Source organism: Desulfuromonas soudanensis (genome assembly GCF_001278055.1).
GTDB classification, from domain to species: Bacteria; Desulfobacterota; Desulfuromonadia; order Desulfuromonadales; family WTL; genus Deferrimonas; species Deferrimonas soudanensis.
Genome location: NZ_CP010802.1, coordinates 74,455 through 99,877 on the forward strand (window position 1 = coordinate 74,455; position 25,423 = coordinate 99,877).

Genomic DNA, 25,423 nt, shown 5'->3' on the forward strand with positions numbered 1-25,423 from the left:
ATCAAATATAACCACAGCGGGTATCAAAAGGCAAACCCTTTCCTCCTAGCCGTCGCGGCGGGTCACCGTCAGTTCGCCGTTTTCCATCCCCACCAGGATCGTTGCCCCCTCGCCGATGTCGCCGCCGATGAGCGCCCGGCCGATGCGCGTTTCGAGGGCGTGCTGCAGATAGCGTTTCAGGGGGCGTGCCCCGTAGACCGGATCGTACCCCTGTTCGGCGATATGGGTCCGGGCGGCCTCGCTCAGTTCCAGATCGATGCGCCGGTCGGCGAGGCGCCGGCTCAGGTCGGCGGTGAGAAGAACGACGATCTCCTTGATCTCGGAGAGGGTCAGCGGCTTGAAGAGGACGATGTCGTCGACGCGGTTGAGAAACTCGGGGCGAAAGCTCTGCCGCAGCTCCTTCATGACGGCGCTGCGCGCCTCCTCGCGTATCTCGCCGTCGGCGCTGATCCCTTCGAGGAGATGGGGGGAGCCGATGTTGCTGGTCATGATGATGACCGTGTTCTTGAAGTCGACGGTGCGCCCCTGGCTGTCCGTGGCCCGGCCGTCGTCGAGGATCTGCAGCAGGACGTTGAAGACGTCGTGGTGGGCCTTCTCGATCTCGTCGAAGAGGATGACGCTGTAGGGCTTGCGGCGCACCGCCTCGGTGAGCTGCCCCCCCTCCTCGTAGCCGACGTAGCCGGGGGGGGCGCCGATGAGGCGGCTCACCGTGTGGCGCTCCATGTACTCGGACATGTCGATGCGCACCATGTTCTCCTCGCTGTCGAAGAGCGCTTCGGCGAGGGCCCGGGCCAGCTCGGTCTTGCCGACGCCGGTGGGGCCGAGGAAGATGAAGGAGCCGATGGGACGCCGGGGATCCTTGATCCCCGCCCGGGCCCGGATCACCGCGTCGGCCACCAGTTGCACCGCTTCGTCCTGGCCGATGACCCGTTTGTGCAGGAGGGTATCGAGGCGTAAAAGCTTCTCCCGCTCCCCCTCCACCAGGCGGGTGACGGGAATCCCCGTCCAGCGGCTGACGATGTCGGCGATCTCCTCCTCGGTAACCTCCTCGCGGAGCATGCGGGCGCCGAGGGAGGACGCCGCGGTCCTGCTCTCTTCCTCGTGCAGCTCGGACTCGAGCTGCGGCAGCCGGCCGTGTTTGAGCTCGGCCGCCTTGTTGAGGTCGTAGTCCCGCTCGGCGACGAGAATCTGCTGCCGCACCTTTTCGATCTCTTCCCGCAGCGCCTGCAGCTTCTTGATCCCCTCCTTTTCCGTCTCCCACTGGGCGTGCAGGGTGTCGACCCGATGCTTGTGGTCGGCCAGTTCCCGGCGCAGCGTCTCGAGGCGCGCCTTGCTGGCGGGGTCCTTCTCCTTCTTCAGCGCCGCCTCCTCGATCTCGAGCTGCATGACCCTCCGGGTCACCTCGTCGAGTTCCGTCGGCATGGAGTCGATCTCGGTGCGGATCATGGCGCAGGCCTCGTCCATCAGGTCGATAGCCTTGTCCGGCAGGAAACGGTCGGAGATATAGCGGTGGGACAGGGTCGCGGCGGCGACGAGGGCGCCGTCCTGGATCCGCACCCCGTGGTGGACCTCGTAGCGCTCCTTGAGGCCGCGCAAAATGCTGATGGTGTCCTCCACCGTCGGCTGTTCCACCAGCACCGGCTGAAAGCGCCGCTCGAGGGCCGCATCCTTTTCGATGTGCTTGCGGTATTCGTCGAGGGTGGTGGCGCCGATGCAGTGGAGTTCCCCCCGGGCGAGCATCGGTTTGAGCATGTTGCCGGCGTCCATCGATCCTTCGGCCTTGCCGGCGCCGACGATGGTGTGCAGTTCGTCGATGAAGAGGAGGATGCGCCCCTCGCTCTGGCGGATTTCGGCGAGGACCGCCTTGAGCCGTTCCTCGAATTCGCCGCGGAACTTGGCGCCGGCGATGAGCGATCCCATGTCGAGGGAGAAGATCGTCTTCTTCTTGAGCCCCTCGGGGACGTCGCCGCGGACGATGCGGTGCGCCAGCCCCTCGACGATGGCGGTCTTGCCCACCCCCGGCTCGCCGATGAGGACCGGGTTGTTCTTGGTCTTGCGGGAGAGGATGCGGATGACCCGGCGGATTTCGCCGTCGCGGCCGATCACCGGGTCGAGTTTTCCCTTGCGCACCTCCTCCACCAGGTCGCGGCCGTACTTGGCCAGCGCCTCGTAGGTCCCCTCCGGTTCCGGGGAGGTGACCCGCTGGTGGCCGCGCACCTGCGTCAGCGCCTGTAGCACTCGGTCGCGGCTGATCTTGAATTCCTTGAACAGCCTTCCGGCGGCGGTCGCCGGCCCCTCCTCGACGAGGGCGAGGAGGATGTGCTCGACACTGATGTATTCGTCCTTGAGCTGCCTCGCCTCCTCTTCGGCCTTGAGGAGAAGCTTGTTGAAACGCTGGGTGACGTAGATCTTCCCGGCCTCCGCTCCCGGACCGGAGACGGAGGGGCGCTTGTCGAGCTCCCGACGCAGGGCGGCGGAAAAATTCTCCACCGGGACTTCGATCTTCTGCAACAGGCGCGGGATCAGCCCCTCGGGCTGTTCGAGGAGGGCCAGCAGCAGATGCTCGCCGTCGACTTCGACGTGGCCGCGCCGGCCGGCCAGATCCTGGGCGTTCTGGATCGCTTCCTGGCTTTTGACGGTGAGCTTGTTGAGGTCCATGATCGATCCTTTGGCTTGGGTGGTTTTGAGTCAGCAGTATAACAGGAGAAAAGGGTTATTAGTGGACGGTGACCTCGATCTTGCGCGCCCTGGCGCCGGCGGCTCGCGGCAGGGTGACGGTGAGGAGGCCGTCCTTGAGTTCGGCGGCGATCTCTTCGGCGTCGAGGTGCTCGGGAATCCGGAAGCGTCGCTGGTAGCCGATGTCGTCGCTTCGCCCTTCGAGGGTGAGTGTTCCACGGTCGAAGGCCAGGTCGAGGGCGTCGCGCTCGACGCCGGGGAGTTCGGCGATCAGGGTCAGTCCCGCCTCGGTCTCGTAGATGTCGACGGCGGGGGAGCGCCAGGTCTTCGGGGTTTTGATATCGGTCATGATCTGTCTCCTTTGCGGATAAGCGGTTGACGGTTTTGGTTCGTGCACTCAGGCCGCCTCGATGGCGATCTTTTTCGGCAGGGCGCTCTGCGCCCGCGGGAGGAGGAGGGTCAGGATGCCGTTCTTGAAGGAGGCCCGGGCCTTTTCGGTGTCAATTTCCTCGGGAAGGCGCAGGGTGCGCTCGAAGGGTCCCGCCGCCCGCTCCCGGCGATGCCAGACGACGTTTTCGGGGTTCGAGATCGAGCGCTCTCCGGCCAGGGTCAGGGTGTCCCGGAGAAGGGTCATCTCCAGGGTGGCCGGATCGACGCCGGGAAGAGCCGCTTCCACGGCGTATCCCTCGGCGGTTTTCCTCAGGCGGACGGGGGGCGCCACGCCGGCAGAGGGCTCCGGTCGGCAGCGGCGGCCGAGGGCGAGTCCGCGGAAAATCTGCTCCATGTCACGGCCGACGCTCTCCATCTCCTGCAGCAGGGCGAAACGGGTCATGATTTTTGCCTCCTTTACTTATCTATGGGTTGGTGGGAGTTTGCAGGAGCCGCCTTGGGCTCCGTCTCTGTCCCCAGAGGATTACAACAGGCGTGCCAGAAAAGGATGACAGAAAAAACATGCCAATTTTCGGGAGGTTGGGAGGCTTTGTGGTTCGCGGGGGGAGGATTGCGACGTCGCAGGGATTGTCGCCTGCGACACCTGCGACGTCGCAGGAAAAAAAAGGGGGGCCGAAATCGGCCGCCGCAAGGAGGCGGGGAGAGGGTGCCCCTCAGCGGTTCTGGGTGAGAAAGCGGTCGAGCTGGTTGGCGAAGGCCTGGCGGTCGCCGGGGGTCAGGGGGGCGGGGCCCCCCGTTTCGACCCCGGCGCCGCGCAACTCGTCCATCATGTTGCGCAGGGTGAGGCGCTCGTGGATATTGTCGGTGGTGTAGAAATCCCCCCGGGGGTTGAGGGCGTGGGCGCCGCGGCCGATGACGTCGGCGGCCAGGGGGATGTCGGCAGTGATCACCAGGTCGCCGGGTTCGACCCGCCGGGCGATTTCCTGGTCGGCGACGTCGAAGCCGGCCTCGACATGGATGGAGCGGATCAGGGGCGAAGGGGGGGTGCGCAGCGGTTTGTTGGCGACCAGGATCAGGGGGATGCCGCGGCGTTCGGCGGCGCGGTAGAGGATATCCTTGATGACCCTGGGGCAGGCGTCGGCGTCGATCCAGATCTGCATCGGTTTTTCCTGTCGGTAGCAGTTTTTAGGAGCTCGGGAGGGAGGCCAGGGTGAGGACGGCGGCGCAGAGGAGCCCGACCAGGGTGATCCAGTAGCCGTAATAGAGCGGGGGGACCGTGCCGGTCCTGGCGATGCCGAGCTCTTTGTAGGTCTTCAGGTGGCGGTGGACCTGCCAGCGGATTTCGAAAAAGCCGACTTTGACTCCAGAGCGGATCAGTTGGCGCAGGATCGTTACCGAGATGGCGAAATTGATCAGGCCCAAGGCGACAAAGGTGAGAAAGAGGAGGAGGGGAAGACTGACGGTCATGGATTAATCCTCCAGTTGCTCACGGTCGAGACCGAGGCGCGCCAGGGCGCGGTAGAGGGTCGCCCGGTGCACGCCGAGACGGCGGGCGGCGGCGCTGAGGTTCCCCTCGGCGTCCCGATAGGCATCCCGGATTGCATCGATGTCGAGCTCGGCAGGGCGGGAGAGGCGCCGCTGCCGGGGGAGGATCTCGGCCTCCAGGGTGTCGCTGGGGCCGGCGGTGAGGAGGCGCTGGTCGGAGGCGAGGGGATAGGGGGGGCCAGGGGGCGCCCCGGTCGGGGGCTCTGCAGGCTCCAGTCGCCGGGGGTGAAATCCTGCCGCTCGCGGATCCATTCGGAAAAGGCCCGGGCGCCGATGACCGAACCGGCGCTTTCGACGCAGACCCGCTCGAGAACGTTGCGCAGCTCGCGGATGTTGCCGGGCCACAGGTAGGAGGAGAGTAGGTTCAACGCCTCGGGGGTGAGCCGCTCGACGTTGCGGCCGTAGCGATCGTTGAATCGGGCGAGAAAATGGGTCACCAGAAGAGGAATGTCCTCGAGGCGCTGGCGCAGCGGCGGCAGGTGGATGCGCAGCACGCTGAGGCGGTGATAGAGATCGACGCGAAAACGCCGGCTGGCGACGGCCTCCTCGAGGGGGACGTTGGTGGCGGCGACGATGCGCACGTCGATCCGGATTTCCTTTTCAGCCCCGACCCGCTCGAGGACCCCGGATTCCAGCACCCGCAGGAGTTTGCTCTGGGTGTGCAGCGGCATGTCGCCGATCTCGTCGAGAAAGAGGGTGCCGCCGTCGGCCCGTTCGAAGCGGCCCCGATGGCTGGAGACGGCGCCGGTAAAGGCCCCCTTTTCATGGCCGAAGAGTTCTGATTCGAGGAGTTCGTCGGAGATCGCCGAACAGTTCACCGCCACGTAGGGGGCGCCGCTGCGGGGACCGGCGTCGTGGAGGGCGCGGGCGACCAATTCCTTGCCGGTGCCGGTTTCGCCGGTGATGACCACCGGGGCGGCGGTGGGGGCGTAGAGAGCGATCTTGCGCAGCACCTCGCGAAGGGCCGGCCCGGAGCCGATGAGGCCGTGGGCGCCTGCCGCCGATGCGGCGGCGGAGGGTGCATAAAAGGTGAAGGAGACGATCTGTCCGCGATAGTCGGGCGTCAGGCCGCCGGGGTCGACGTCGGCGAGGAGGAGGGTCTTTTCGCTGCCGCCGAGGCGGACGGCAATAGCGCCCAAGGGAGCGCCCCTTTCGGCGACCTCCCGGGCCAGGTCGACCAGGGGGGGGACGGCTTCGGGAAAGAGGCGAGAAAGCTGGCCTGAGCTTTCTCCGGGGGCTCTCCCCGTCAGGCGGGAAAGGCGCGGCGAGAGGCGCAGAATCCGCAGACTGCCGCCGGGCTCGACGGCGACGACCAGGTCGGGGGCCGAAACGGGGAGCTGGGAAGGAGGCAGTTTTTCGACATCAAAGGGCATGGAGCAGCTTCCGCGGGGGAGGGTTCGAAACGTCCCCAATGTAAACCCTTCCCAGCGCGAGTGCAACCCCTCGGGGACTGACCCTGTCCTGTCTGGTCAAGGATTCGGCCAGGGCATGATCGGCACGGTGCTGATACTGTTTTTCGGACTCCCCTCGATCACCCGGTCGCTGTAGGAAACGTAAACCAGCACGTTGCGGGTGCGATCGAAAAAACGAACGACCTGAAGGTGTTTGAAGAGCAGGCTGCGGCGTTCGTCGAAAACCGGCTCGCCGTCCTCGATCTCGTCGACAAAACTGATGGGCCCGATCTGCCGGCAGGCGATGCTGGCGTCGCTGGTGTCCTCGGCCAAACCGATGGTTCCCTTGATCCCGCCGGTCTGCGCCCTGCTGATATGGCAGGCCACCCCCTTGACTTTCGGATCGTCGAATCCATCGACGACGATCTTGTCGTTTGCCCCCATTAAGCGAAAGCGGGTACTCACTTCTCCCGTCGTCCCTCGATCCGGGCGGCTGATCAGCCACCACCCTCCGAGGAAAATCAGCAGCAACACGAGGGCGCCAAGGATCAGTCCTGCACGTTTCATGATTTTTTCCTTCCAAAAGGGGTCTATATCCGAGCTCCTTTTCGACCAATAGAGACGACAATCGGCTGTCAAACGAACTCGAATCTGCCTTCAACTATACAATTTTTCTCTTCGGCCTGCCCGACGGGCTGGCTAAAGAGAGTGACGGACGATGACGCCGTCGATCATGTAGATCACGTCTTCGGCGATGTTGGTGGCCAGATCGGCGATCCGCTCGAGGTGGCGGGAGAGGGAGAGGTGCTGGATCAGGGCGTCGAGGGTTTCGGGGCGGGCGAGGATCTGCGCTTTGATCAGGCCGTAGTTGGCGCTGTGCATGGCGTCGACCTCGTCGTCGAGGGCGATGACCTGGTGGGCGATCCCCGTGTCGAGCTGCACCAGGGCGTCGAGGCTCATGTTGAGCATCGTTTCGGCCCGCCGGGCCATCCCGGCGAAGTCGAAGGGGATCTCGACGCGGCTCATCCCCGAAAGGCCGACGGCGCGCTCGGCGATGTTCACCGCCAGATCGGCGATGCGTTCCAGGTCGTTGTTGATCTTGAGAACGGCGATGATGAAGCGCAGGTCGATAGCGACCGGCTGGTGCAGGGCGAGGATCTTCAGGCACTCTTCCTCGAGGTCGACCTCCATCTGGTCGACCAGGTCGTCGCTGCCGATGACCTCCTCGGCGAGGGGGACGTCGAGGGTCTCAATGGAGCGGGCCGCTTTCTGAACGCTCTCCTCGGCGACGGCGGAGAGGGCGAGGATCATCTTTTTGAGGTTGTCGAGTTCACGCTGCATGTGCTGGGTCATATCCACTCCTGGTGGTCGGATTGCGGGTTCAGCCGAAGCGGCCGGTTATGTAGTCCTCGGTCTGCTTGTTTTTCGGCTTCATGAAAATCTTGTCGGTGAGGCCGTATTCGATGAGGAGCCCCTCGTAGAGAAAGGCGGTGTAGTCCGAGACCCGGGCCGCCTGCTGCATGTTGTGAGTGACGATGATGATGGTGAAATCCTTGCGCAGCTCGCCGATGAGCTCCTCGACCCGGGCCGTCGACTTGGGATCGAGGGCGCTGCACGGCTCGTCCATGAGGATGACTTCGGGATTGACGGCGATGGCCCGGGCGATGCAGAGGCGCTGCATCTGGCCGCCGGAGAAGCCGAGGGCCGAATCGTGGAGCCGGTCCTTGACTTCGTCCCAGAGGGCCGCCCCCTTCAGACTTTTTTCCACCGTCTCGTCGAGGAGCGCCCGGTCCTTGACTCCGGCGATGCGAAGACCGTAGATGACGTTTTCGTAGATCGACTTGGGAAAGGGGTTGGATTTCTGAAAAACCATGCCGACCCGGCGGCGCAGTTCGATGACGTCCATCGCCGAGGAATGGATGTCCGTGCCGTTGAGGCGAATGGAGCCGACGACCCGGGAACCGTCGACGAGGTCGTTCATCCGGTTCAGGCAGCGCAAAAAGGTCGACTTGCCGCACCCCGAAGGGCCGATGAGGGCGGTGACCTGGCGCCGGGGAAAATCGATGTTGAGATTGTGCAGGGCCTCGGAGGCTCCGTAGTAGAAACGGAGATTTTTGACCTCGACGATGGGATCCTTGATGGAGAGGGTGGTGGCGTTGTTCATGCGTGCATCCTTTATTGATTCAAATGGTTCAGCAAAACCAAAGGCTTGCCCTTATGGCTAAAACGTTCCGTAGGTGTAGCGTTTTTTCATCCTGTTGCGCAGGACGATGGCGACGCTGCTCATCCCGAGAACGATCAGCACCAGGAGCAAGGTGGTGACGAAGACCATCGGCCGCGCCGCCTCGGCGTTGGGGGACTGGAAGGCGATGTCGTAGATGTGAAAGCCGAGGTGCATGAACTTGCGGTCGAGGTGCAGGAAGGGGAACTGGCCGTCGAGGGGGAGGGCCGGGGCCAGCTTGACGACGCCGGTGATCATCAGGGGCGCCACCTCGCCGGCGGCCCGGGCCATGGCCAGAATCAGTCCCGTCATGATCCCCGGCGAGGCCATGGGGAGTAGGGTGCGGGTCAGGGTCTGGAACTTGGTCGCTCCCAGGGCCAGGGATCCCTCGCGAACCCCGGCGGGAATCGCCCCCAGGGCCTCCTCGGTGGCGACGATCACCACCGGGACGGTGAGGAGGGCCAGGGTCAGGCTGGCCCAGAGGATCCCGCCGGTGCCGAAGGTCGGCGCCGGGAGGCGCTCGGGGAAAAACATCTGATCGATGGAGGCGCCGATGCCGTAGATGAAGAAGGCGAGTCCGAAGATCCCGTAAACGATAGAGGGGATTCCGGCGAGATTGTTGACGGCGATACGCACCAGGCGCACCACCATTCCCTCCCGGGCATACTCGCGGAGGTAGACGGCGGCCATCACCCCGAGGGGAAAGGTCACCAGGCTCATGAGGAAGATCAGCATGACGGTGCCGAAGATCGCCGGGAAGAGTCCCCCTTCGGTGTTCGATTCCCGGGGCTCCCCGAGGAGGAGCTCCTTGAGCTTGGAGAGATAAAAGAGGACCTTCTCGAGTCCCGTCATGGCATTGGGGCGGTAGGCTCGCACGATGGTGGACAGGGGGATGACTTTCTCGACGCCGGAGGCATCGGCGACCGTCGCCGTGTATCCCTGCAAATCGGCGTACATCTCCTCCTGCCGCGCCAGGTCCTCTTCATAGACGGCGCGCAGTGCCGCCGCCTGTGCTTCCAGTTCCTGCAGGGCCGGGGCATCGGGACGTTCGCCGCGATGGATCCGGTCGCGTCGCTGCGTTGTGAGATCGACTATGCGGCTGTTGAGGTCGGAGAGTTCGTCGCCGACCTCTTCGATTTCGGCCTGCCGCCGTTCGGTGATCTTTCTCAGGGTGGCCAGGCGCGTGGCCGGGTCACCGTCAGAAACCGCCGCCGTCGGCCCGCTCGCATCCAGCAGGGTTCCGTAGAAATTACCGTTTTCCTGGCGCTCGAGGACCAGGGCGTCCCGGGGATGGTCGAGGGAGACGATGGCCGAAGCGTCGATCCAGCGGAAATCGAGGCCGTAGAGATCGCGGTTGCCGATCTTGAACTGCAGACGCTCACCGCTGTCTTCGGGGATCGGCTCGCGACCGACAATCTCCCCCATGACCCTGGAGCCGTCGGCAAGGGTCGCACTGGCGACCGGCGACGGCCAGAAGACGCCGAGGCCGTTGACCAGAACCACGATCACCAGGGTGGCGGCGATCAGCAGAGTCAGGGTCAGGGCCGCCGCCGTCCCCCAGACCAGGGGTTCTCCTTCACGCCAGAATTTTCTGCTCATCGTCGGTCAGACCTTTTGGGTTGGTGAATAGTCAGCCGCGAGTTCCGGGGCCGACTGGATGTTGAATGTTTGCACCGAAGCAAAGGCTTCAACGCAGAGGCGCTGAGGAAATCAGAAAAACACAGGAATTAGGGTTTTTTGTTCTCTCCGCCTCTCCAGTCTTTGCGACTCTCCGTTGAAAACGGCTTTTGATGAAAACGCCCTGTTCCATTTTGCTCCCCTTGTGGGGTGATTGTCAGAAGCGTCCGTACTTGGCGCGCAGCCGCTGGCGGACGATCTCGGCCACGGTGTTGAGAAAAAAGGTCAGGGCAAAGAGGATCACCGCCGAGAGGAAGAGGACCCGGAAGAGGGACCCTCCCACCGGCGCCTCGGGGATTTCCACGGCGATGTTGGCCGACAGGGGTCGCATGCCGTTAAAGAGGCTCCAGTCGATGATCGGCGTGTTGCCGGTGGCCATCAGAACAATCATCGTCTCGCCGATGGCGCGGCCGAGGCCGATCATGATCCCTGCGAAAATCCCCGGGCTGGCCGAGGGGAGGATCACCCGCCACACCGTCTGCCAGCGGCTGGCCCCGAGAGCCAGGGAGGCCGCCTTGAGGCTCGCAGGAACGTTGGAGAGGGCATCTTCGGCAATGGTGAAGATGATGGGGATGACCGCAAACCCCAGGGCGAAGGCAATGACGATGCTGTTGCGCGGGTCGTACCGCGTCCCCGTCTCGGTGAAGAGCCAGAGCTTGAAGTCGCCGGCAAAGAGCCACCCCTCGACGATCGGGCCGAGAACCAGGGCTGCGGCCACGGCCAAAACCAGGACCGGGACGAGGGCGAGAAATTCGTAGCCGCGATCGATCCCCTTGAAGCGGTTGCTGCGGCGCAGCAACTGCCAGGCGAGAAGAGCAAGAACGAAAGTGGTGGGAATAAAGGCCAGGGAAAGGAAGAGAGCGGGGAGATGTTTCCCGAGCAGGGGGGCAAACCAGAGGGCGGCGAGAAAGCCGATGACCACCGAGGGGATGGCCGCCATGATCTCCACCGTCGGCTTGATCCATTGGCGCAAGCGCTGCTGGCCGAACTGGCTGGTGTAGACGGCACCGGCAAGGGCCAGGGGGATGGCGAAGAGCATGGCGTAGAACGTCCCTTTTAGGGTGCCGAAGATCAGGGGCGTCAGGCTCATTTTCGGTTCGAAGTCGTCGCTGCCGGCGGAGGACTGCCAGGCGTAGGCGGGCTCGGGATAGCTCTCGTACCAGACCTTGCCGAAGAGGGTTTTCCAGCTGATCTCCGGGTGGGGGGCGTCGACGGACCAGAGAAGGGCCCGGCCGTCGGCGGTGAGGGCGGCGACGGCGTTTCCCCGCGGGGCGAAAACCGCAGATACGACCGGACTCAGCTCATCCAGGGTGAGGAGGTGGCGTTCGCTGGTCATGTGGTCGAGATGCAGCACGCCGCCGGCATCCAGGGAGAGGAGGGATTTGTCCCGGGCGGAGGGGTAGATGGCGACAATGGACGAGTCGTGGGGATCGAGGGTATGAATTTTCCGCAGGACCTTCCCGGTCCCCTCCTCTGCCGGGACGGCAAACCAGGTGCTCATGCCCCCGGCGCTGTCGCCGACGGCCAGGGAGATGTCTCCGTAGACCAGGGCGAGGGCGGTGGGGGCCCGGCCGTCGGAAAAGGGCTGCAGGTTGTCGAGGAGGGCCGGCTCGCCGGCACTGGAGAGGTCCCAGCGCAGAAGGTGTCCCCGGTCGGTACCGGCGTAGAGCGTATGGCCGGCGCGGTCGAGAGCCAGGGGGCCGATGGTCCCGATCTCTCCGAGGTCGGCGGTGTCGAGGGGAAAGGCGTGTTCTTCGGTTTCTTCGTTGCCGAGGAAGTCGGTGACGGTCAGGTTCTGGCGCACTTCGAGGCGGCCGTCGGCCAGAAGGGTAACCAGGGTCTGCCGCCCCTCGCCGTCGATCCGCACCAGGGCCCGGCGCGGGGGAGCGGAGATGGCGAAGGTGGCGAGACGTTCCAGGGTGCGGTCGAAGGAGCGCTGGCCGCCGGCGTCGAAGCGGGGGTGAATCTGCAGCTGGTCCCGGGTCACCGAGCCGTCGCTCCACAAAAGATCGAAGGTCTGGGCGTCGCTGGCCTCCGCCGAGATGACCGTCGCCCCCGGGGAAGGGGGCTGGATCTGCAGTTCCTCGATGAGAACCCCCCGGCGCGGATCCCAGAGTTTCAGGGTCCCCGGGCGGGTGAGGAGGAAGGCGGCTTCGAGGTATTCGTCGATTCCCAGGGCTAGCACCTCGTTTCGGAGATCGGCGGAAAGGGTGCTGTGGCCGAGAACTCCGGACTGGGGGGAGGCAAAGAGGGGGAGGGTCACTCGGGTGATCAGAAAGAGAATCAGCAGAACGCTGGCGATGATCGTCAGTCCGCCGGCGGTGATCACCCAGCGGGCGATGCGATCATGGCGCTTGATTTTCTTCAGGACGTGGCGTTCCATGGCGGACTTTCCCTGGGAGGTGAAAACGGCAGGGTCCCGGACCCGGGGGACGAACCCCGGACCGGGACATGTCTGTCAACCTGCCGTCGGATTGCTCCGATGGCGGGGGATTATTTTATTGTCGCAAGCGACTTGGCGGCGACTTTGGCCGGCAGCGGCAAATAACCGTCCTTGACGACGATCTCCTGTCCCTCCCGGGAGAGGACGTATTTGAGGAACTCTTCGGTGAGGGTCGGTAGCTTTTCGCTGGGCGCCTTGGCGACGTAGATGAAGAGCATCCGGCCCAGGGGGTATTTGCCGTCGAGAACGTTTTCGTAGCTCGGCTCATAGGCCTTTTCGCCGTCCTTCTTGGCCAGGGCGATGGCCTTGACGCCGGAGGTGCGGTAGCCGATCCCCGAGTAGCCGATCCCCGTCTTGTCTTCGGTGATGGCCTGGACGACGGCCGAGGAGCCGGGCTGCTCCTTGACGGTGTCCTTGAAGTCCCCCTTGAACAGGGCGTGGTCCTTGAAGTAACCGTAGGTGCCGGAGGCCGAATTGCGCCCGTAGAGGCTGATCGGTTTTCCCGCATAGGCCCCTTTAAGGCCGACCTCGTCCCAGGTGGAAATTTCGGCGCTCCCCCCCTTGCGGGTCTTGGAGAAGATGGCGTCCAGCTGGGGAAGGGAGAGGGAGGCGAGGGGGTTGTCCTTGTTGACGAAGACCCCCAGGGAGTCGAGGGCGACGCCGATGGCCGTCGGCTTGTAGCCGAACCTGGTCTCGAAAGCCTCGAGTTCTTCTTTTTTCATCGGCCGCGACATCGGGGCGAGCTGGGCGGTTCCGGAGATCAGGGCCGGAGGGGCCGTCCCCGAACCCTTTCCTTCGATCTGGATGTTGACGCTCGGGTATTTTTTGCGGAACCCTTCGGCCCAGTAGGTCATCAGGTTGTTGAGGGTGTCGGAGCCGATGCTGTTGAGATTGCCGTTGACCCCCTGTACCCGGGCATAGGTGGCCAGGGCCGGGTCGACGGCGATTTGCTCGGCCCGCGACAGCGAGGCGGTGGTCAGCAGCAGGGCGGCGGTGACCATCAGCGCGCCCCAGAAACTTTTTGTACCCTTGTTCGTCATGAGCCTTCTCCCTTGTCTCGTCGTTGTCGTCAGTTGATGACGTGTATTATCCCCTCTCATGTTAGGAGGACGTTAGGGAAGGGTGAGAAGTCTGCAAAAAGACGGGGCCGGCTCATTTTTTTCGGTGCGAAGAAGGCGTTGCAGGATTATAGACGAAAAGGAGGGTGGAGCATCCCTCGGGACGAAGGAAGACGTTCGGGAGAAGGGAAAAGGCCCTAGCGCGCGTCTTCGCCGCAGAGCTTGAGCAGCGGAGTCTCGATGGATGTCGTGCCGCTGTTGAGGTAGAGGGTCCCCTCGGTGATGGTCAGGGTCCACTGGAAGGAGCGCCCGAGGCCGGTCACCAGCTCCTGAAGGAATTCCTGCTCGAGGGCGTAGACGGAGAGGTTCTTCATCCGCCCCAGGGCCGGGAGGTGGGCGCTTTCCCAGCGCCAGCGATTGGGGCCGCAGGCCAGGAGGATGACCCGGCCGGCATGGCGGCTCGCCTTGATCAGCCGCTCGGGGTCGGGGAGACCGACCTCGATCCACAGGGCGATGCGGCCGTCGGGCTCCTTGGCCCAGAGGTCGGGTTCGGCGCCGGCGGAGACCCCCTTGGTGAAGGTGAGTTCGTCGCTGTGGAAGAGGGCAAAGGCCAGGAGGCGCGCCACCAGGCGCTCGGCGGTTTCCGAGGGGTGACGGGCGAGAGTGGCGGAGAGGTCGACGTAATGGTTGCGGTCGAGGTCGGAGAGCTGGACGGAGGCGCGGTAAACGGTTGCCGGCTGGGCCATGGGCGATGTTCCTTTGCTTGGGGATCGAAGGAGCATAGCCTCTGTGCCCCGGAAAGACCACAGGAAAAGCTGAGGCTCCTAACCTGCGCCGGGGAGGGCGTCGGCGAGGTAGGCACGGGCTTTTTCCCCGAGGCTCTCGACGTCGACCTCGAAGGTCACCGCCGGGCGCGCCGGGTCGCCGTCACGATAGCCGAGGGTGGCGATGCAGCGCCATCCCTTGCCGTAGAGGAGTTCATGGGGCGGCATCTCCTGCCAGTGTGCGGGGCGCTCACCCTTCTCGAGAAAGTTGACGACCTCCAGCTGAAAAGGGCTGCCGGCGGTTCCGACGTTGCGGTAGACCCGTTCGTCCGGGAGGCGGATGGCCAGGTCGGCAAACTGGTCTTCGTAGAGCTCGGCGTTGACGTTCAGGGAAAAATGCGGCTTCTTCTCGGTTCCCATGGCGCTCTCCTGTCCTCGGGGTCCTTTGGTTTTTCCAGCTCTCAACTGAAGATTAGCAGAGAACCGCGGGGGGGCAAGGGAGGGATTTGACACCCCCCCGGACGGTGATACCGTTTTCCAAGAAGTAGGTTGCCGGCTATTGCCGATCGGTGTGTTCCCCTGATGGAAAGGAGATAAAATATGTTGGGCAAACTGATGAATACCGGAGAAGGGACGGCACCCCTGGTTTTGCGGGTAATGCTCGGGCTGGTCTTTTTCCCCCACGGCGCCCAAAAGGTTCTCGGGTGGTTCGGAGGGCACGGACTCTCCGGAACCCTCGACTTTTTCACCCAGACGATGGGCGTCCCGCTGATCCTGGCCCTGCTGGTCATCGCCGCCGAGTTTCTCGGGGCCCTGGGGCTGATCGTCGGTCTCCTCACGCGGGTCGCCGCCTTCGGGATCGGCTGCGTGATGCTCGGCGCCATCGCCCTGGTCCACTGGCAGAACGGATTTTTCATGAACTGGGGAGGAAAGCAGGGAGGTGAAGGGTTCGAGTATCACCTTTTGGCCCTCGCCATCTCCCTGGCACTGATGATCACCGGCGGCGGACGCTTCTCCCTGGATGGTCTCCTCAAGTCCAGGAGCGGGTCGCAGCGCTCATGACTTGAAGCCACCCGGGGAAGAGTCTCCTCCGGGTGGCTTCGCTTTCAGGGGTGGGAAAGGCGATCATTTCTTCAGGTAGCTTCTGATCCCGGTGGCCAACTCCTGTGGGTTGATGCCAAGGGATTCGGCCCAGGGGGCGGGGTCGCAGACGTTCCCCTCGAGGAGCATGGTGAGCTGATTGGCGGTGATGGGGAAAAAGGGGAGAGAATCGAGGAGGGAAACGAGGGGCCTCATCATCCAGAGGGGGTGATGGAGTTTGGGGACCGTCGTCCTTCCGAGGGCCTTGCCGATGAGGTCGAGAATCTCGTCGTAGCTGAGGCTCTGCGGTCCGCAGCAGTGGAAGGTCCGGCCGACGGTTTCGTCCCGCTCCAGGGCGCCGACGAAGCCGGCCGCCACGTCCTGAACCGCCACCGGCGACATGCGGTAGCGCCCGTCGCCGATGACCGGCACCACCGGGAGGGTGCGGATCAGATCGGCGAGCTTGTTGACGAACTGGTCGTCGGGTCCGAAGATCAGCGAGGGGCGGAAGATGGTCCACTGCAACGACGAGGAGCGAACCTTCTCCTCGGCCCGCCACTTGCTGCGGTGATAGTCGGTTTCGGCGTCGGGGCGGGCGCCGTTGGCGCTCATCTGCAGATAGCGCCGCACCCCCTGGGCCTCGGCCGCCGCAACCAGGTTTCCCGTCGCCCCGGGGTGGAGTTTGTCGAAGGTCACCCCCTGGAGGGGGACCTCGCGGATGATCCCCACCAGATGAATCACCGCCTGGCACCCCTCGAGGGTGCCGTCCAGGGACGAGGGGTCGGTGGCGTCGCCGTAGCGGACCTCGATCCCTTCTTCAGCCGGCAGCTTCCCCTCCGATCCCCGCCGCACCAGGCAGCGGGCAAGGTGTCCTGCGGCCCGGAGTTGTTTGAGAACCTCCCCTCCGACAAATCCGGTGGCACCGGTCAAAAATACCCTCATAAAATCTCCTTTTTCAGGCAAGGCCTCACCGTCGTTTCTATCCCTTGATCACCGCCAGCGGCCGCAGCCGGGCGACGATCTTGCCGATCCCCGCCCGTTGCACCACGTCGACCACCTCGGTGACGTCCTTGTAGGCCTCGGAAATCTCCTCGGCGACCGTGGCCTGTCCGGCGGCGCGGATGAGAATCCCCCGGGCGGCGAGTTCCCCCACGATGTTGCGGCCGTGGGCGGCCTTCTTGGCGGCATGGCGGGACATGACCCGACCGGCGCCGTGGCAGGTCGAGCCGAAGGTTTCGGAAAAGGCCCCGGCGGTGCCGACGAGGACGTAGGAATAGCGCCCCATGTCGCCGGGGATGAGGACCGGCTGGCCGACGCTGCGGTAGAGTTCGGGGGTCTGGGGGTGTCCCGGAGGGAAGGCGCGGGTCGCCCCCTTGCGATGCACGCAGAGGCGCCGATTTTCTCCGCCGATCTTGTGGGTCTCCATCTTGGCGATGTTGTGGCAGACGTCGTAGATCACCGAGAGGCGCAGGTCGCCTTCGCCGAGGGCGAAAACCTCGGCGAAGGATTCGCGCACCCAGGCGGTGATCAGCTGACGGTTGGCGAAGGCGAAGTTGGCGGCGCAGGCCATGGCCGCCAGGTAGTGGCGCCCCTCGGAACTGGTGAGGGGGGCGCAGCAGAGCTGCCGGTCGGGGAGTTCGATGCCGTATTTGCGGCTGGCCGAGAGCATGGTCCGCAGGGAGTCATCGCAGACCTGGTAACCGAGGCCGCGGCTTCCCGTGTGGATGCTGACGGTGATCTGGCCGGGGAAGAGGCCGAGCACCTCGGCGACCCGGAGATCGACGATCTCGTCAACGACCTGGACTTCGAGGAAGTGATTGCCGCTGCCGAGGGTGCCGAGCTGGGCCCGCCCACGCTCCAGGGCCCGCTCGGAAACGAGCTCGGGATCGGCGCCGGCGATGGTCCCTCCTTCCTCGATGTGGAGCAAATCCTCGGCGCTGCCGAAGCCGTGCTCCACCGCCCAGCGTGCCCCCTGGCGCAGAACCCTGGTCTCCTCTTCGATGGAGAGCTTTAAGTCGCGGCGCTGCGAACCGACCCCCGAAGGGACGTTGGTAAAGAGGGTGTCGGCGAGGGCCTTGAGGCGCGGCCGGACCTGATCTTCCACGAGGGCCGAGCGCAACAGACGCACTCCGCAGTTGATGTCGTAGCCGACTCCGCCGGGGGAGACGATTCCCCCCTCCTCCGGGTCGAAGGCGGCGACGCCGCCGATGGGGAAGCCGTATCCCCAGTGAATATCGGGCATGGCGATGGACGGACCGACGATCCCCGGCAGGGTGGCGACGTTGCGCACCTGCGCCAGGGCCTCCTCCTTCTGCAGCGCGGCCATCATCTGCCGGCTGGCAAAGACCAGCCCCTCGGTGCGCATCGCGCCCTCTTTCGGGATGCGCCAGCGGCAGGCGTCGATCTGTTCAATGCGCAGCGTCATAATATCCCCTACAAATCGACGTAGAGACGGGCCAGCCACCGGCCATCGCTGGGTTCAACCCGAAGCCGGTGATAGGTCACCGCCTTGACTTCCCGCTCCACGGGATGGCGCAGCGGGTCGAAGGGTTCGCCGCGGATCCGTCCCCTGAGGGACGTGCCTTTGATTTCCTCGAGCTCGAAATCGACGGGGAAGAGACCTTCGACTTCGAAGCGGTAGAGGATTTCGCTGAGCCAGGAAACCAGAAGCTCTCCGTAATCTCCGCCGCGCAGGGAGACCGTCCGCTCTTCGATGGCTCGACCCCCGGCCTCTCCCCAGATCATCTCCTTGAGGGCGCAGGCCGCACCGGCGAAGAGCTCCTCGAGGGTGTCGGCGTGCACCTCGATCCCCATGTCGGCGGTGTGCTCCAGCAGGCGGTAGCTCTCCATCTCGTCCCCGTTCTTTTCCCGGGCGCAAAGAAAAAGAACCAGAGAAGGCAACTTCGTCTGGTTCGAAGGCCGGTCAGTCTCCAGCGTTCATTCCGCCCGCTCCCAGTCGACCCGGCAGACGGCGTGCTCCTGCGACCAGGTGACCTTCAGGTCTCCCTGATGGGCCTTGTGCAGGGCCCGTCCGAGATGCTCGGCCAGTTTCTGCTCGGTCGTCTCGATGACCAGGTCGTCCCCCTCGCGGTCGATGCGCATGATCCGCTGCAGGGGGTTCTTGGCCATGGCCTTGTCTTCCTCGTTTTTGAGGATGTTGCGGATCTCCTCCTCGTGCTCCCAGAAGTATTCCCCCTTGAGGGTGACGATCCCTTCCGGATAGCGCTCGGCGATTTTCTGGCAGGCCGGGCAGGTGACCCAGTGGGGATCACCTGCGGCACTTTCGGCGGCGAAGGCTTCGGGGTCGAGATACCAGCGCTTGTTGCGGTACAGGGCGTGGCACCCCTGGCAGAGGGCGACCTCCTTCATTCCGCCTGCGGGGAGATAGGGATCGGCGCTGGTTTTCACCCGGCCGCGCTTGTCGCTGATTCCGAATTTGCTCACATCCCGTTGCATAGGGCCCCCTTTCCTTTGTGCGGCGGGGCTTTACAGCCCTTCCGTAAAAACAGTATAGCACCAATCGCCGCCCTGCATAGAAAGGGAACGACTCTGGCTGCCGGTCGCCGGACCCGGGGACCCGATGCGGAAAAGTGGGAGGGACTTCTGCCGGAAAGGCCCCGGGGACGGATCGGTTCTGTGCGACTTTTAATTCGCAGTTGACAGCATGTAAAACAGTGTTATCCTTCGGCAATGCACTGGAATACGGTTACTCTTACCCCGGTCTTTCACGGTGAAGCAACCCCGCACAGGAGGAGCGACAGATGAAAGTGGACGAGACCTCTCCCGACGGTACCCTGCCGGAAGCGATTCTGCAGGCCTGGGAGGCGCGCGGCGTCGGCCGCCGCGACTTTATCAAGTACTGTACCGCCCTGGCCGCCACCCTGGCCCTCCCTCCCGCCCTGATCCCGCGCCTTGCCGCGGCCATGGAGGCCGATAACCGGCCGCCGGTGATCTGGCTGGAATTTCAGGGGTGTACCGGCGATACGGAGGCGCTGCTGCGGGCCAACCAGCCGACGGTGGCCGAACTGATTCTCGACCGCCTCTCCGTCGAATACCACGAGACGATCATGGCCGCCGCCGGCGCCCAGGCTGAAGAGGCCAAATGGGCGGCCGTGGAGAAGTACAAGGGGCAATACATCGCCGTGGTCGAAGGGTCGATTCCTGCCGGCGACGGCGGCGTCTACTGCTGCGTCGGCGGAGACAGCGCCCTGAACATCGTCCGGAAGGTCTGCGGGAATGCCGCTGCGACCATCGCCGTCGGCAACTGCGCCTCCTTCGGCGGCATCCCCGCCGCCGCTCCCAATCCGACGGGAGCCATCTCCGTGCAGCAGGCGGTCCCCGGGGCGACGGTGATCAATCTTCCGGGATGCCCCCTCAACGCCGACAACCTCACCGCCACCATCGTCCATTACCTGACCTTCGGCAGGCTTCCGGCCGTCGACGGTCTGAACCGCCCCTTTTTCGCCTACGGCAAGCGGATCCACGACAACTGCGAGCGCCGCTCCCACTTCGACGCCGGCCAGTACGCCGAGGCCTTCGGGGATGACGGCCACCGCCGGGGGCACTGCCTGTACAAGCTGGGGTGCAAGGGGCCGGAAACCTTTCACAACTGCCCGACGGTGCGCTACAACGAGGGACAGAGCTGGCCGGTCATGGCCGGCCACGGCTGCATCGGCTGCGCCGAGCCGCACTTCTGGGACACGATGACCCCCTTTTACCGGCGCCTCCCGGCCGTCCCCGGATTCGGCGTCGAGGCGACGGCCGACAAGATCGGTCTCGGCCTGGCCGCCGCCACCGCTCTGGCCTTCGGTGCCCACGGAGTGGCGAGCGCCTTCCGCAAGGGGGATGCCATGGAATCGGATAAAGTGAAGAAGGAGGAGTAAACGATGTCGAAAAAAATTGTTGTCGACCCGGTGACCCGCATCGAAGGACACCTGCGCATCGAGGCCCAGGTCGAAGGGGGAAAGATCGTCAACGCCTGGAGCTCCTCCACCGCCTTTCGCGGCATCGAAACGATCCTTAAAGGGCGCGACCCGAGGGACGCCCATCACTTCACCCAGCGCTTCTGCGGGGTCTGCACCACGGTCCATTCCATCGCCAGCATCCGCTGCGTCGAGGACGCGCTCAAGATCCAGATCCCCGACAACGCCCGCCTGATCCGCAACCTGATCATGGCCATCCAGAGCGTGCAGGATCACGTCATCCACTTCTATCATCTGCATGCCCTCGACTGGGTCGACATCACCTCGGCCCTGAAGGCCGATCCGGCGGCGACGGCCCGTCTGGCCCAGTCCATCTCCGAATGGCCGCAGGCGAGTGCCACCTACTTCAAGACGAACCAGGAGCGCATCGCCGCCTTTGTCGGCACCGGACGGCTCGGCCCCTTCGCCAACGGCTACTGGGGGCACAGCGCCTATCGCCTGCCGGCGGAAGCCAACCTGATGGCGGTCGCCCACTATCTCGAGGCGCTCGAGTGGCAGAAGGACATCATCCGCATCCATGCCATTCTCGGCTCGAAGAATCCCCATCCCCAGACCTTTCTCGTCGGCGGCATGGCGATCCCCGTCGATCCGGACAGCCAGAACGCCATCAATGCCGACAAGCTGGCGCTGATCGGCAAGCTCCTCAAAAAGGCGCGGGTCTTCGTCGAACAGGTCTACATCCCCGATCTTCTGGCGGTGGCTTCCTTCTACAAGGAGTGGGCGGGGATCGGCGGCGGGGTCGGCAACTTCCTGACCTACGGCGACTTCCCCATGGACAACAGCGGCAGCCTGGAGAGCAATTACTTTCCGCGGGGGGTGATCCTCGGCAGGGACCTGGCCAACGTGATGCCGATGGACGAGGAAAAGATCACCGAATACGTCACCCATTCCTGGTACAGCTATTCCGGCGGCGACGGCAAGGGGCTGCATCCCTACGACGGCGAAACCAGCCACAACTACACCGGTCCCAGGCCCCCCTACGACTTTCTCGACACCGACGACAAGTATTCCTGGGTCAAGGCCCCGCGCTACATGGATCAGCCGATGGAGGTCGGTCCCCTGGCCCGCATGGTCGTGGCCTACGCCCGGGGTCACAAGGAGGTGCAGGAGACGGTCAACTTCGTTCTCGGCAAGCTCGGCGTCGGCCCGGAAGCCCTCTTCTCAACCCTGGGACGCACCGCCGCCCGGGGGATCGAAACCCTGCTTCTGGCGCAGAAGAGCGAGTTGTGGCTGCAGCAGCTCACGGACAACATGGGGCGGGGGATTCTGGCGGTGCACAACGGCGAGCGCTGGGATCCGGCGACCTGGCCGAAGGAGTCCCGCGGTTTCGGCTACCACGAGGCGCCCCGCGGCGCCCTCGGCCACTGGATCCGCATCGAAAACGGCGCCATCGCCAATTTCCAGGCCGTCGTCCCCTCGACCTGGAACGCCGGCCCCCGCGACCCCATGGGGCAGATGGGTCCCTACGAGGCGGCGCTGATCGGCACGCCCGTCGCCGACCCGGGAAAACCCCTGGAAATTCTCCGCACCATTCACTCCTTCGACCCCTGTCTGGCCTGCGCCGTTCACGTCCTCGACGGCCGCGGGACGGAGATGGTGCAGGTCAAGGTTCTGTAGGGCGGTAACGAGTCACGGAGTCGCCGGCAGATTTTGTCACCCGTCACGCGTCACCTGTCACGCTATCAGGAGGTCGCCATGCTTGAAATCCGCTATGTCTGGGAATGGCCGGTGCGCATCACCCACTGGGTCAACGTCCTCTGTGTGGTCATCCTCTCCCTCACCGGTTATTACATCGGCTCCCCCTTTATCGCCGGGAGCGACGGCGCCTTTGTCATGGGCTGGGTGCGCTTCATCCACTTCGTGGCCGCCTATGCCCTGACCGTTTCCCTGCTGGCGCGCGTTTACTGGATGTTCGCCGGCAACCATCACGCCTCCTGGCGGGCCTTCATCCCTTGGACGACGGCTCAGGGGCGGCGCAACTTCGTCAAGATGCTGCGCTACTACACCTTTACCGGCAAAAAGATCTCCTACGAGGTCGGCCACAATCCGGTCGCCGCCCTCGCCTATGCCGGAATCTTCTTTCTCTTTTTCCTCCAGATCGTTTCGGGTTTCGCTCTTTACAGCCAGTACAATCCCGGGGGGACCGCCGCGGCTCTCTTCTCCCCCGTTTTCGGTCTCCTGGGGAATCAGTGGCTGCGGCTCGGGCATCACGGGGTGATGTGGCTCCTCATCGGCTTCATCATCAACCACATCTACAGCGCCTGGCTGATGGACATCAAGGAAAGAAACGGCACCATCAGCGGGATTTTCAGCGGTTACCGCTACATCGAACCCCGGGATCTCTGATGGCGATTCTCGTCCTGGGTCTGGGCAACAGCCTGATGAACGACGACGCCTTCGGCGGGGAGGTGGTGGCCCTTCTGCGGCAGCGCTTCTCTTTTCCCGAGGGGGTGAGCGTCGTCGATGGCGGCACCCTCGGCCTCGACCTCCTGCCGTTTCTCGAGGGGGTGGAGCGATTGCTCATCGTCGATGCCGTCGCCATGGGGGCCCCGCCGGGGACGGTCTTTCGTCTCGAGGGGGACGAGGTGCCGCGGGCCTTTGCCGGCAAGCTCTCGGTTCATCAGATGGGGCTGCAGGACCTTCTGGCGGTGGCCGAGCTGCAGGGAAACCTCCCGCCGACCCTGGTTTTCCGGGGGGTGCAGCCGGGGTCCATCGAAATGGGGATGCGGATGTCGCCGCCGGTCGTCGCGGCCCTCGACCGGGTGGTCTCGGAGGTCGCATCGGACCTTGCGGCCTGGGGGGCACCCCCCCGGCCGCGGATTACCGTGAACGGAGGATAGATCATGTCTCTTTCCTCGACCGCCCTGGGGCTCCTTCTTCTGATCACCTTCGTCGCCGGCTGCAGCGACTTGGTCCCCGATTACCCCCGCCGGGAGCCCCCGGCCGGCCTTCTCGGCGACGCCGCCCGGCAGGAGGCCGGTGCCGCCCTCTTTTCCCTCCACTGTGCGGTCTGCCACGGTACCCCCGAAGAGGGGCGCACGCCGCGGGCCGACTTTTTCGTCCCCCCCGCCCCCGATTTCACCTCTGCCACCTACCGCAGCGCCGATCCCGCCTACCTCTTCTGGCGCATCCAGAAGGGTAAAGCCGTCGAACCCTACCTCTCGGGCGGCTCGGTGATGCCGGCCTGGGGGCCCCACCTCTCCGACGAGGAGCTCTGGTCGCTGGTCGCCTACATTCTCCGGCGCTCCGGTTCCTAGTTCCTCTTCCCCTTGAAGCGTTTCAGGCGGTAGAAGGCCTCCCGCTCACGCTCGCCGAGGTGCTGGGCGATGGCGCGGATCTCCCCCCGCAACCGCGGAAGGATCCGTTCCTCGAGAACCCGGATGCGGCGGGTCGTCTTCAGCAGTTCCTCCCCCAGTCGTTTCAGTTTCCCTTCGAAGGCCGCCATCTCCAGCATCTGTTCGACGATCGTTTCGAAGCGGCTGAACGCTTCCTCGAGATGGGGGGTGGTGGACCGGTAGTCGTAGCCGCGTTTATCGGGGGTGCGCACCGGTCTTTGAGCGACCTGCACCTCGCGGTAGAAGAGTCCGAGAGCGTGGCGGGACAGGATCTCCACCCCCAGATCGCGGCGCTCCGCCGCGGCCAGGGAGGCGACGAAGGTTTCCCCCTCGTGCCCCAGGGTCAGCTGCAGCTCCTCGATCCCCCGGCCGTAAGCGCGGCGGATTTCCTCCCGGGAGCGCAGCAGGGGGCGGCTCGTTTCGAGGAGTTCGCGGATCAAAGCCTGGCGGCGCCCCTTGAGGATGCCGACGCTGCCGACCACCGATTTGGCCTTTTCCCTGAGGAGGAGGAGATTGGTGCGGGTCTGGTGGATCATCCCCCCTCCCCTCCCCCTTCGGCTTCCTGCAGGAGGGAGAGGCCGGCGTCGAGGCTCTCGCCGATGGTGCGCCGCTCCTTCTGGTGGACGAAGCGCTCCTCGAAGGCCTCGGCAAAGGAGAGCATCTGCTTCTCCCGGGGGGGGAGCCCTTCGCGGCCGACGATCGCCTCGAGCTTGCGCAGGTCCCGTCCCCGGGCGTAGGCCCGGTAGAGGCGGTTGGCGATCGCCCGGTGGTCCTCCCGGGTGCGCCCGGCGCCGATCCCCTGCTGCATGAGCCTTGAGAGGCTCGGCAGCACATCGACGGGGGGAAAGATCCCGCGGCGGTGCAGCTCCCGCGACAGAACGATCTGCCCCTCGGTGATGTAGCCGGTGAGGTCGGGGATCGGGTGGGTGATGTCATCCTCGGGCATGGTCACCACCGGGAGCATGGTCACCGACCCCTCTTGCCCCTTGATGCGCCCGGCCCGCTCGTAGATCGACGCCAGGTCCGAGTAGAGGTATCCCGGATAGCCGCGCCGGCCGGGGAGTTCCTCCCGGGCTGCCGAGACCTCCCGCAGGGCGTCGCAGTAGTTGACCATGTCGGTGATCACCACCAGCACGTCCATCCCCCGCTCGAAGGCCAGGTATTCGGCCACCGCCAGGGCCAGGCGCGGGGCGAGGAGACGCTCCACCACCGGGTCGTCGGCGAGGTTGGCAAAGGCGACGAAGCCCCCCCCCATCCCGTTGAGGACTTCGAGGTAGTAGGCGTAGTTGTGGTAGGTCAGCCCGAGGGCGACGAAGACGACGACGAAATCTCCTCCGTCCACCAGGCGGGCCTGACGGAGGATCCCGGCGGCGATCTCCCGGGAAGGGAGACCGGAACAGGAGAAGATCGGCAGTTTCTGCCCCTTGACCAGGGTATTGAGGCCGTCGATGACGGCAAATCCCGTTTCGATGAACTGCTCGGGGCGCGCCCGGGCCGCCGGGTTGATCGGGGCCCCGGTGACCGGCTCCCAGCGCTCGGGGATGTACATCGGCAGCCCGTCGCGGGGGCGAAAGGATCCGTCGAAGATCCGGCCGATGCAGGCCGCCGAGAGGGGGGCCTGCTTCACCGCGTCGCTGAAGATGACCCGCGAACGCTCGCGGTCGAGCCCCCGCGGCTCGCCGAAGACCTCGACCAGCACTGTCGACTCCTCGATGCGCAGCACCTCCCCTTCGAGGGTGCGGCCGTCGGGATAGACGATGAGCACCTCCTCGCCGAGGCGGGGGGAGAAGACCTCCTCGAGAAAGAGGAGGGGGCCGCGGATGGCGGCGACGGTACGGTAGCTGTGTTCGGCGAGGCGCAT

The 25,423-nt window shown here is 64.8% G+C and carries 26 protein-coding genes and 1 pseudogene; 6 read left to right on the forward strand and 21 right to left on the reverse strand.

The annotated features are described in order from the left end of the window. Nucleotides 1-45 precede the first annotated feature (45 nt). The 15 genes and pseudogenes from clpB to DSOUD_RS00360 form a co-directional block, all read right to left on the reverse strand. Complete coding sequence (gene clpB / locus DSOUD_RS00295; protein ID WP_053549119.1) at nt 46-2,658, reverse strand: ATP-dependent chaperone ClpB; 2,613 nt, start codon at nt 2,656-2,658, stop codon at nt 46-48. A 58-nt stretch (nt 2,659-2,716) separates the two neighbouring features. Beyond that, nucleotides 2,717-3,025 carry an Hsp20/alpha crystallin family protein gene (locus DSOUD_RS00300; protein WP_053549120.1) on the reverse strand — a complete coding sequence of 103 codons (309 nt, stop codon included), beginning with the start codon at nt 3,023-3,025 and terminating at the stop codon, nt 2,717-2,719. Between the two features lie 48 nt (nt 3,026-3,073). Further along, nucleotides 3,074-3,508: an Hsp20/alpha crystallin family protein gene (locus tag DSOUD_RS00305; protein WP_053549121.1), complete on the reverse strand. Its 435-nt coding sequence runs from the start codon at nt 3,506-3,508 to the stop codon at nt 3,074-3,076. A 271-nt stretch (nt 3,509-3,779) separates the two neighbouring features. Next, nucleotides 3,780-4,226, reverse strand: a complete 447-nt coding sequence (locus DSOUD_RS00310; RefSeq protein ID WP_053549122.1) for a YaiI/YqxD family protein — start codon at nt 4,224-4,226, stop codon at nt 3,780-3,782. A gap of 25 nt (nt 4,227-4,251) precedes the next feature. Next, a complete protein-coding gene (locus DSOUD_RS00315) occupies nt 4,252-4,533 on the reverse strand; it encodes a hypothetical protein (protein ID WP_053549123.1) in 282 nt (93 codons plus the stop codon). Between the two features lie 3 nt (nt 4,534-4,536). Next, entirely contained in the window at nt 4,537-4,863 is a 327-nt protein-coding gene (locus DSOUD_RS18760; protein WP_232426555.1) for a helix-turn-helix domain-containing protein, read from the reverse strand. A gap of 38 nt (nt 4,864-4,901) precedes the next feature. Continuing rightward, a pseudogene (locus tag DSOUD_RS18765) lies at nt 4,902-5,984 on the reverse strand (sigma-54 interaction domain-containing protein); the annotation flags it as partial. 96 nt (nt 5,985-6,080) lie between these two features. After that, nucleotides 6,081-6,569, reverse strand: coding sequence for a CreA family protein (locus DSOUD_RS00325; RefSeq protein WP_082350976.1), 489 nt, complete (start codon nt 6,567-6,569; stop codon nt 6,081-6,083). 132 nt (nt 6,570-6,701) lie between these two features. Beyond that, the gene (gene phoU, locus DSOUD_RS00330; protein WP_053549125.1) at nt 6,702-7,355 is read right to left on the reverse strand and encodes a phosphate signaling complex protein PhoU; all 654 of its coding nucleotides are present in this window, start codon (nt 7,353-7,355) and stop codon (nt 6,702-6,704) included. Nucleotides 7,356-7,383: 28 nt separating this feature from the next. Beyond that, entirely contained in the window at nt 7,384-8,166 is a 783-nt protein-coding gene (gene pstB, locus DSOUD_RS00335; protein WP_053549126.1) for a phosphate ABC transporter ATP-binding protein PstB, read from the reverse strand. 57 nt (nt 8,167-8,223) lie between these two features. Next, nucleotides 8,224-9,822, reverse strand: coding sequence for a phosphate ABC transporter permease PstA (gene pstA, locus DSOUD_RS00340; RefSeq protein WP_053549127.1), 1,599 nt, complete (start codon nt 9,820-9,822; stop codon nt 8,224-8,226). Between the two features lie 235 nt (nt 9,823-10,057). Beyond that, nucleotides 10,058-12,283 (reverse strand): ABC transporter permease subunit, encoded by a 2,226-nt coding sequence (locus DSOUD_RS00345; RefSeq protein ID WP_053549128.1) that lies wholly within the window; start codon nt 12,281-12,283, stop codon nt 10,058-10,060. A 110-nt stretch (nt 12,284-12,393) separates the two neighbouring features. Next, on the reverse strand, nt 12,394-13,383 hold the full coding sequence (locus tag DSOUD_RS00350; protein ID WP_082350977.1) for a PstS family phosphate ABC transporter substrate-binding protein: 990 nt from the start codon (nt 13,381-13,383) through the stop codon (nt 12,394-12,396). A gap of 215 nt (nt 13,384-13,598) precedes the next feature. Further along, the gene (locus tag DSOUD_RS00355; protein WP_053549129.1) at nt 13,599-14,147 is read right to left on the reverse strand and encodes a YaeQ family protein; all 549 of its coding nucleotides are present in this window, start codon (nt 14,145-14,147) and stop codon (nt 13,599-13,601) included. A gap of 78 nt (nt 14,148-14,225) precedes the next feature. Further along, nucleotides 14,226-14,585 carry a hypothetical protein gene (locus tag DSOUD_RS00360; protein ID WP_053549130.1) on the reverse strand — a complete coding sequence of 120 codons (360 nt, stop codon included), beginning with the start codon at nt 14,583-14,585 and terminating at the stop codon, nt 14,226-14,228. Between the two features lie 180 nt (nt 14,586-14,765). Here DSOUD_RS00360 and DSOUD_RS00365 point away from each other — a divergent pair, with 180 nt between their 5' ends. Next, complete coding sequence (locus DSOUD_RS00365; protein ID WP_053549131.1) at nt 14,766-15,227, forward strand: DoxX family protein; 462 nt, start codon at nt 14,766-14,768, stop codon at nt 15,225-15,227. Nucleotides 15,228-15,290: 63 nt separating this feature from the next. On the opposite strand, the gene DSOUD_RS00370 is transcribed toward DSOUD_RS00365, so the two are convergent. The 4 genes from DSOUD_RS00370 to DSOUD_RS00385 all read right to left on the reverse strand — a co-directional run bounded on the left by DSOUD_RS00370 (nt 15,291) and on the right by DSOUD_RS00385 (nt 18,701). Next, nucleotides 15,291-16,187, reverse strand: a complete 897-nt coding sequence (locus DSOUD_RS00370; RefSeq protein ID WP_053549132.1) for a complex I NDUFA9 subunit family protein — start codon at nt 16,185-16,187, stop codon at nt 15,291-15,293. Nucleotides 16,188-16,224: 37 nt separating this feature from the next. Further along, complete coding sequence (locus DSOUD_RS00375) at nt 16,225-17,670, reverse strand: RtcB family protein (RefSeq protein WP_053549133.1); 1,446 nt, start codon at nt 17,668-17,670, stop codon at nt 16,225-16,227. Nucleotides 17,671-17,678: 8 nt separating this feature from the next. Beyond that, the gene (locus tag DSOUD_RS00380; RefSeq protein WP_198300342.1) at nt 17,679-18,095 is read right to left on the reverse strand and encodes an archease; all 417 of its coding nucleotides are present in this window, start codon (nt 18,093-18,095) and stop codon (nt 17,679-17,681) included. Between the two features lie 87 nt (nt 18,096-18,182). Further along, a complete protein-coding gene (locus tag DSOUD_RS00385) occupies nt 18,183-18,701 on the reverse strand; it encodes a BCAM0308 family protein (protein ID WP_053549135.1) in 519 nt (172 codons plus the stop codon). Nucleotides 18,702-19,006: 305 nt separating this feature from the next. Here DSOUD_RS00385 and DSOUD_RS00390 point away from each other — a divergent pair, with 305 nt between their 5' ends. The 5 genes from DSOUD_RS00390 to DSOUD_RS00410 all read left to right on the forward strand — a co-directional run bounded on the left by DSOUD_RS00390 (nt 19,007) and on the right by DSOUD_RS00410 (nt 23,484). Continuing rightward, nucleotides 19,007-20,128 (forward strand): hydrogenase small subunit, encoded by a 1,122-nt coding sequence (locus tag DSOUD_RS00390; protein ID WP_053549136.1) that lies wholly within the window; start codon nt 19,007-19,009, stop codon nt 20,126-20,128. Between the two features lie 3 nt (nt 20,129-20,131). Beyond that, nucleotides 20,132-21,844: a nickel-dependent hydrogenase large subunit gene (locus tag DSOUD_RS00395; protein ID WP_053549137.1), complete on the forward strand. Its 1,713-nt coding sequence runs from the start codon at nt 20,132-20,134 to the stop codon at nt 21,842-21,844. A 78-nt stretch (nt 21,845-21,922) separates the two neighbouring features. Further along, a complete protein-coding gene (cybH, locus tag DSOUD_RS00400) occupies nt 21,923-22,573 on the forward strand; it encodes a Ni/Fe-hydrogenase, b-type cytochrome subunit (protein WP_053549138.1) in 651 nt (216 codons plus the stop codon). Then, on the forward strand, nt 22,573-23,067 hold the full coding sequence (locus DSOUD_RS00405) for a HyaD/HybD family hydrogenase maturation endopeptidase (protein WP_053549139.1): 495 nt from the start codon (nt 22,573-22,575) through the stop codon (nt 23,065-23,067). The genes cybH and DSOUD_RS00405 overlap by 1 nt, the downstream gene beginning before the upstream one ends. Nucleotides 23,068-23,070: 3 nt before the next feature. Continuing rightward, nucleotides 23,071-23,484, forward strand: a complete 414-nt coding sequence (locus tag DSOUD_RS00410; protein ID WP_053549140.1) for a c-type cytochrome — start codon at nt 23,071-23,073, stop codon at nt 23,482-23,484. Here the strand turns inward: DSOUD_RS00410 and DSOUD_RS00415 are convergent. Then, nucleotides 23,481-24,098: a V-type ATP synthase subunit D gene (locus DSOUD_RS00415; RefSeq protein ID WP_053549141.1), complete on the reverse strand. Its 618-nt coding sequence runs from the start codon at nt 24,096-24,098 to the stop codon at nt 23,481-23,483. The two genes, DSOUD_RS00410 and DSOUD_RS00415, sit on opposite strands and share 4 nt — an antisense overlap. Then, on the reverse strand, nt 24,095-25,423 hold the full coding sequence (locus DSOUD_RS00420; protein ID WP_053549142.1) for a V-type ATP synthase subunit B: 1,329 nt from the start codon (nt 25,421-25,423) through the stop codon (nt 24,095-24,097). Before DSOUD_RS00420 ends, DSOUD_RS00415 begins: the two co-directional genes overlap by 4 nt.

What these genes read in the sequence shown, in the direction of transcription:
- clpB (WP_053549119.1), bottom strand. Translation starts at nt 2,658, where the DNA reads ATGGACCTCAACAAGCTCACCGTCAAAAGCCAGGAAGCGATCCAGAAC.
- DSOUD_RS00300 (WP_053549120.1), bottom strand. Translation starts at nt 3,025, where the DNA reads ATGACCGATATCAAAACCCCGAAGACCTGGCGCTCCCCCGCCGTCGAC.
- DSOUD_RS00305 (WP_053549121.1), bottom strand. Translation starts at nt 3,508, where the DNA reads ATGACCCGTTTCGCCCTGCTGCAGGAGATGGAGAGCGTCGGCCGTGAC.
- DSOUD_RS00310 (WP_053549122.1), bottom strand. Translation starts at nt 4,226, where the DNA reads ATGCAGATCTGGATCGACGCCGACGCCTGCCCCAGGGTCATCAAGGAT.
- DSOUD_RS00315 (WP_053549123.1), bottom strand. Translation starts at nt 4,533, where the DNA reads ATGACCGTCAGTCTTCCCCTCCTCCTCTTTCTCACCTTTGTCGCCTTG.
- DSOUD_RS18760 (WP_232426555.1), bottom strand. Translation starts at nt 4,863, where the DNA reads ATGGATCCGCGAGCGGCAGGATTTCACCCCCGGCGACTGGAGCCTGCA.
- DSOUD_RS00325 (WP_082350976.1), bottom strand. Translation starts at nt 6,569, where the DNA reads ATGAAACGTGCAGGACTGATCCTTGGCGCCCTCGTGTTGCTGCTGATT.
- phoU (WP_053549125.1), bottom strand. Translation starts at nt 7,355, where the DNA reads ATGACCCAGCACATGCAGCGTGAACTCGACAACCTCAAAAAGATGATC.
- pstB (WP_053549126.1), bottom strand. Translation starts at nt 8,166, where the DNA reads ATGAACAACGCCACCACCCTCTCCATCAAGGATCCCATCGTCGAGGTC.
- pstA (WP_053549127.1), bottom strand. Translation starts at nt 9,822, where the DNA reads ATGAGCAGAAAATTCTGGCGTGAAGGAGAACCCCTGGTCTGGGGGACG.
- DSOUD_RS00345 (WP_053549128.1), bottom strand. Translation starts at nt 12,283, where the DNA reads ATGGAACGCCACGTCCTGAAGAAAATCAAGCGCCATGATCGCATCGCC.
- DSOUD_RS00350 (WP_082350977.1), bottom strand. Translation starts at nt 13,383, where the DNA reads ATGACGAACAAGGGTACAAAAAGTTTCTGGGGCGCGCTGATGGTCACC.
- DSOUD_RS00355 (WP_053549129.1), bottom strand. Translation starts at nt 14,147, where the DNA reads ATGGCCCAGCCGGCAACCGTTTACCGCGCCTCCGTCCAGCTCTCCGAC.
- DSOUD_RS00360 (WP_053549130.1), bottom strand. Translation starts at nt 14,585, where the DNA reads ATGGGAACCGAGAAGAAGCCGCATTTTTCCCTGAACGTCAACGCCGAG.
- DSOUD_RS00365 (WP_053549131.1), top strand. Translation starts at nt 14,766, where the DNA reads ATGTTGGGCAAACTGATGAATACCGGAGAAGGGACGGCACCCCTGGTT.
- DSOUD_RS00370 (WP_053549132.1), bottom strand. Translation starts at nt 16,187, where the DNA reads ATGAGGGTATTTTTGACCGGTGCCACCGGATTTGTCGGAGGGGAGGTT.
- DSOUD_RS00375 (WP_053549133.1), bottom strand. Translation starts at nt 17,670, where the DNA reads ATGACGCTGCGCATTGAACAGATCGACGCCTGCCGCTGGCGCATCCCG.
- DSOUD_RS00380 (WP_198300342.1), bottom strand. Translation starts at nt 18,095, where the DNA reads ATGGAGAGCTACCGCCTGCTGGAGCACACCGCCGACATGGGGATCGAG.
- DSOUD_RS00385 (WP_053549135.1), bottom strand. Translation starts at nt 18,701, where the DNA reads ATGCAACGGGATGTGAGCAAATTCGGAATCAGCGACAAGCGCGGCCGG.
- DSOUD_RS00390 (WP_053549136.1), top strand. Translation starts at nt 19,007, where the DNA reads ATGAAAGTGGACGAGACCTCTCCCGACGGTACCCTGCCGGAAGCGATT.
- DSOUD_RS00395 (WP_053549137.1), top strand. Translation starts at nt 20,132, where the DNA reads ATGTCGAAAAAAATTGTTGTCGACCCGGTGACCCGCATCGAAGGACAC.
- cybH (WP_053549138.1), top strand. Translation starts at nt 21,923, where the DNA reads ATGCTTGAAATCCGCTATGTCTGGGAATGGCCGGTGCGCATCACCCAC.
- DSOUD_RS00405 (WP_053549139.1), top strand. Translation starts at nt 22,573, where the DNA reads ATGGCGATTCTCGTCCTGGGTCTGGGCAACAGCCTGATGAACGACGAC.
- DSOUD_RS00410 (WP_053549140.1), top strand. Translation starts at nt 23,071, where the DNA reads ATGTCTCTTTCCTCGACCGCCCTGGGGCTCCTTCTTCTGATCACCTTC.
- DSOUD_RS00415 (WP_053549141.1), bottom strand. Translation starts at nt 24,098, where the DNA reads ATGATCCACCAGACCCGCACCAATCTCCTCCTCCTCAGGGAAAAGGCC.
- DSOUD_RS00420 (WP_053549142.1), bottom strand. Translation starts at nt 25,423, where the DNA reads ATGCGCCTCGCCGAACACAGCTACCGTACCGTCGCCGCCATCCGCGGC.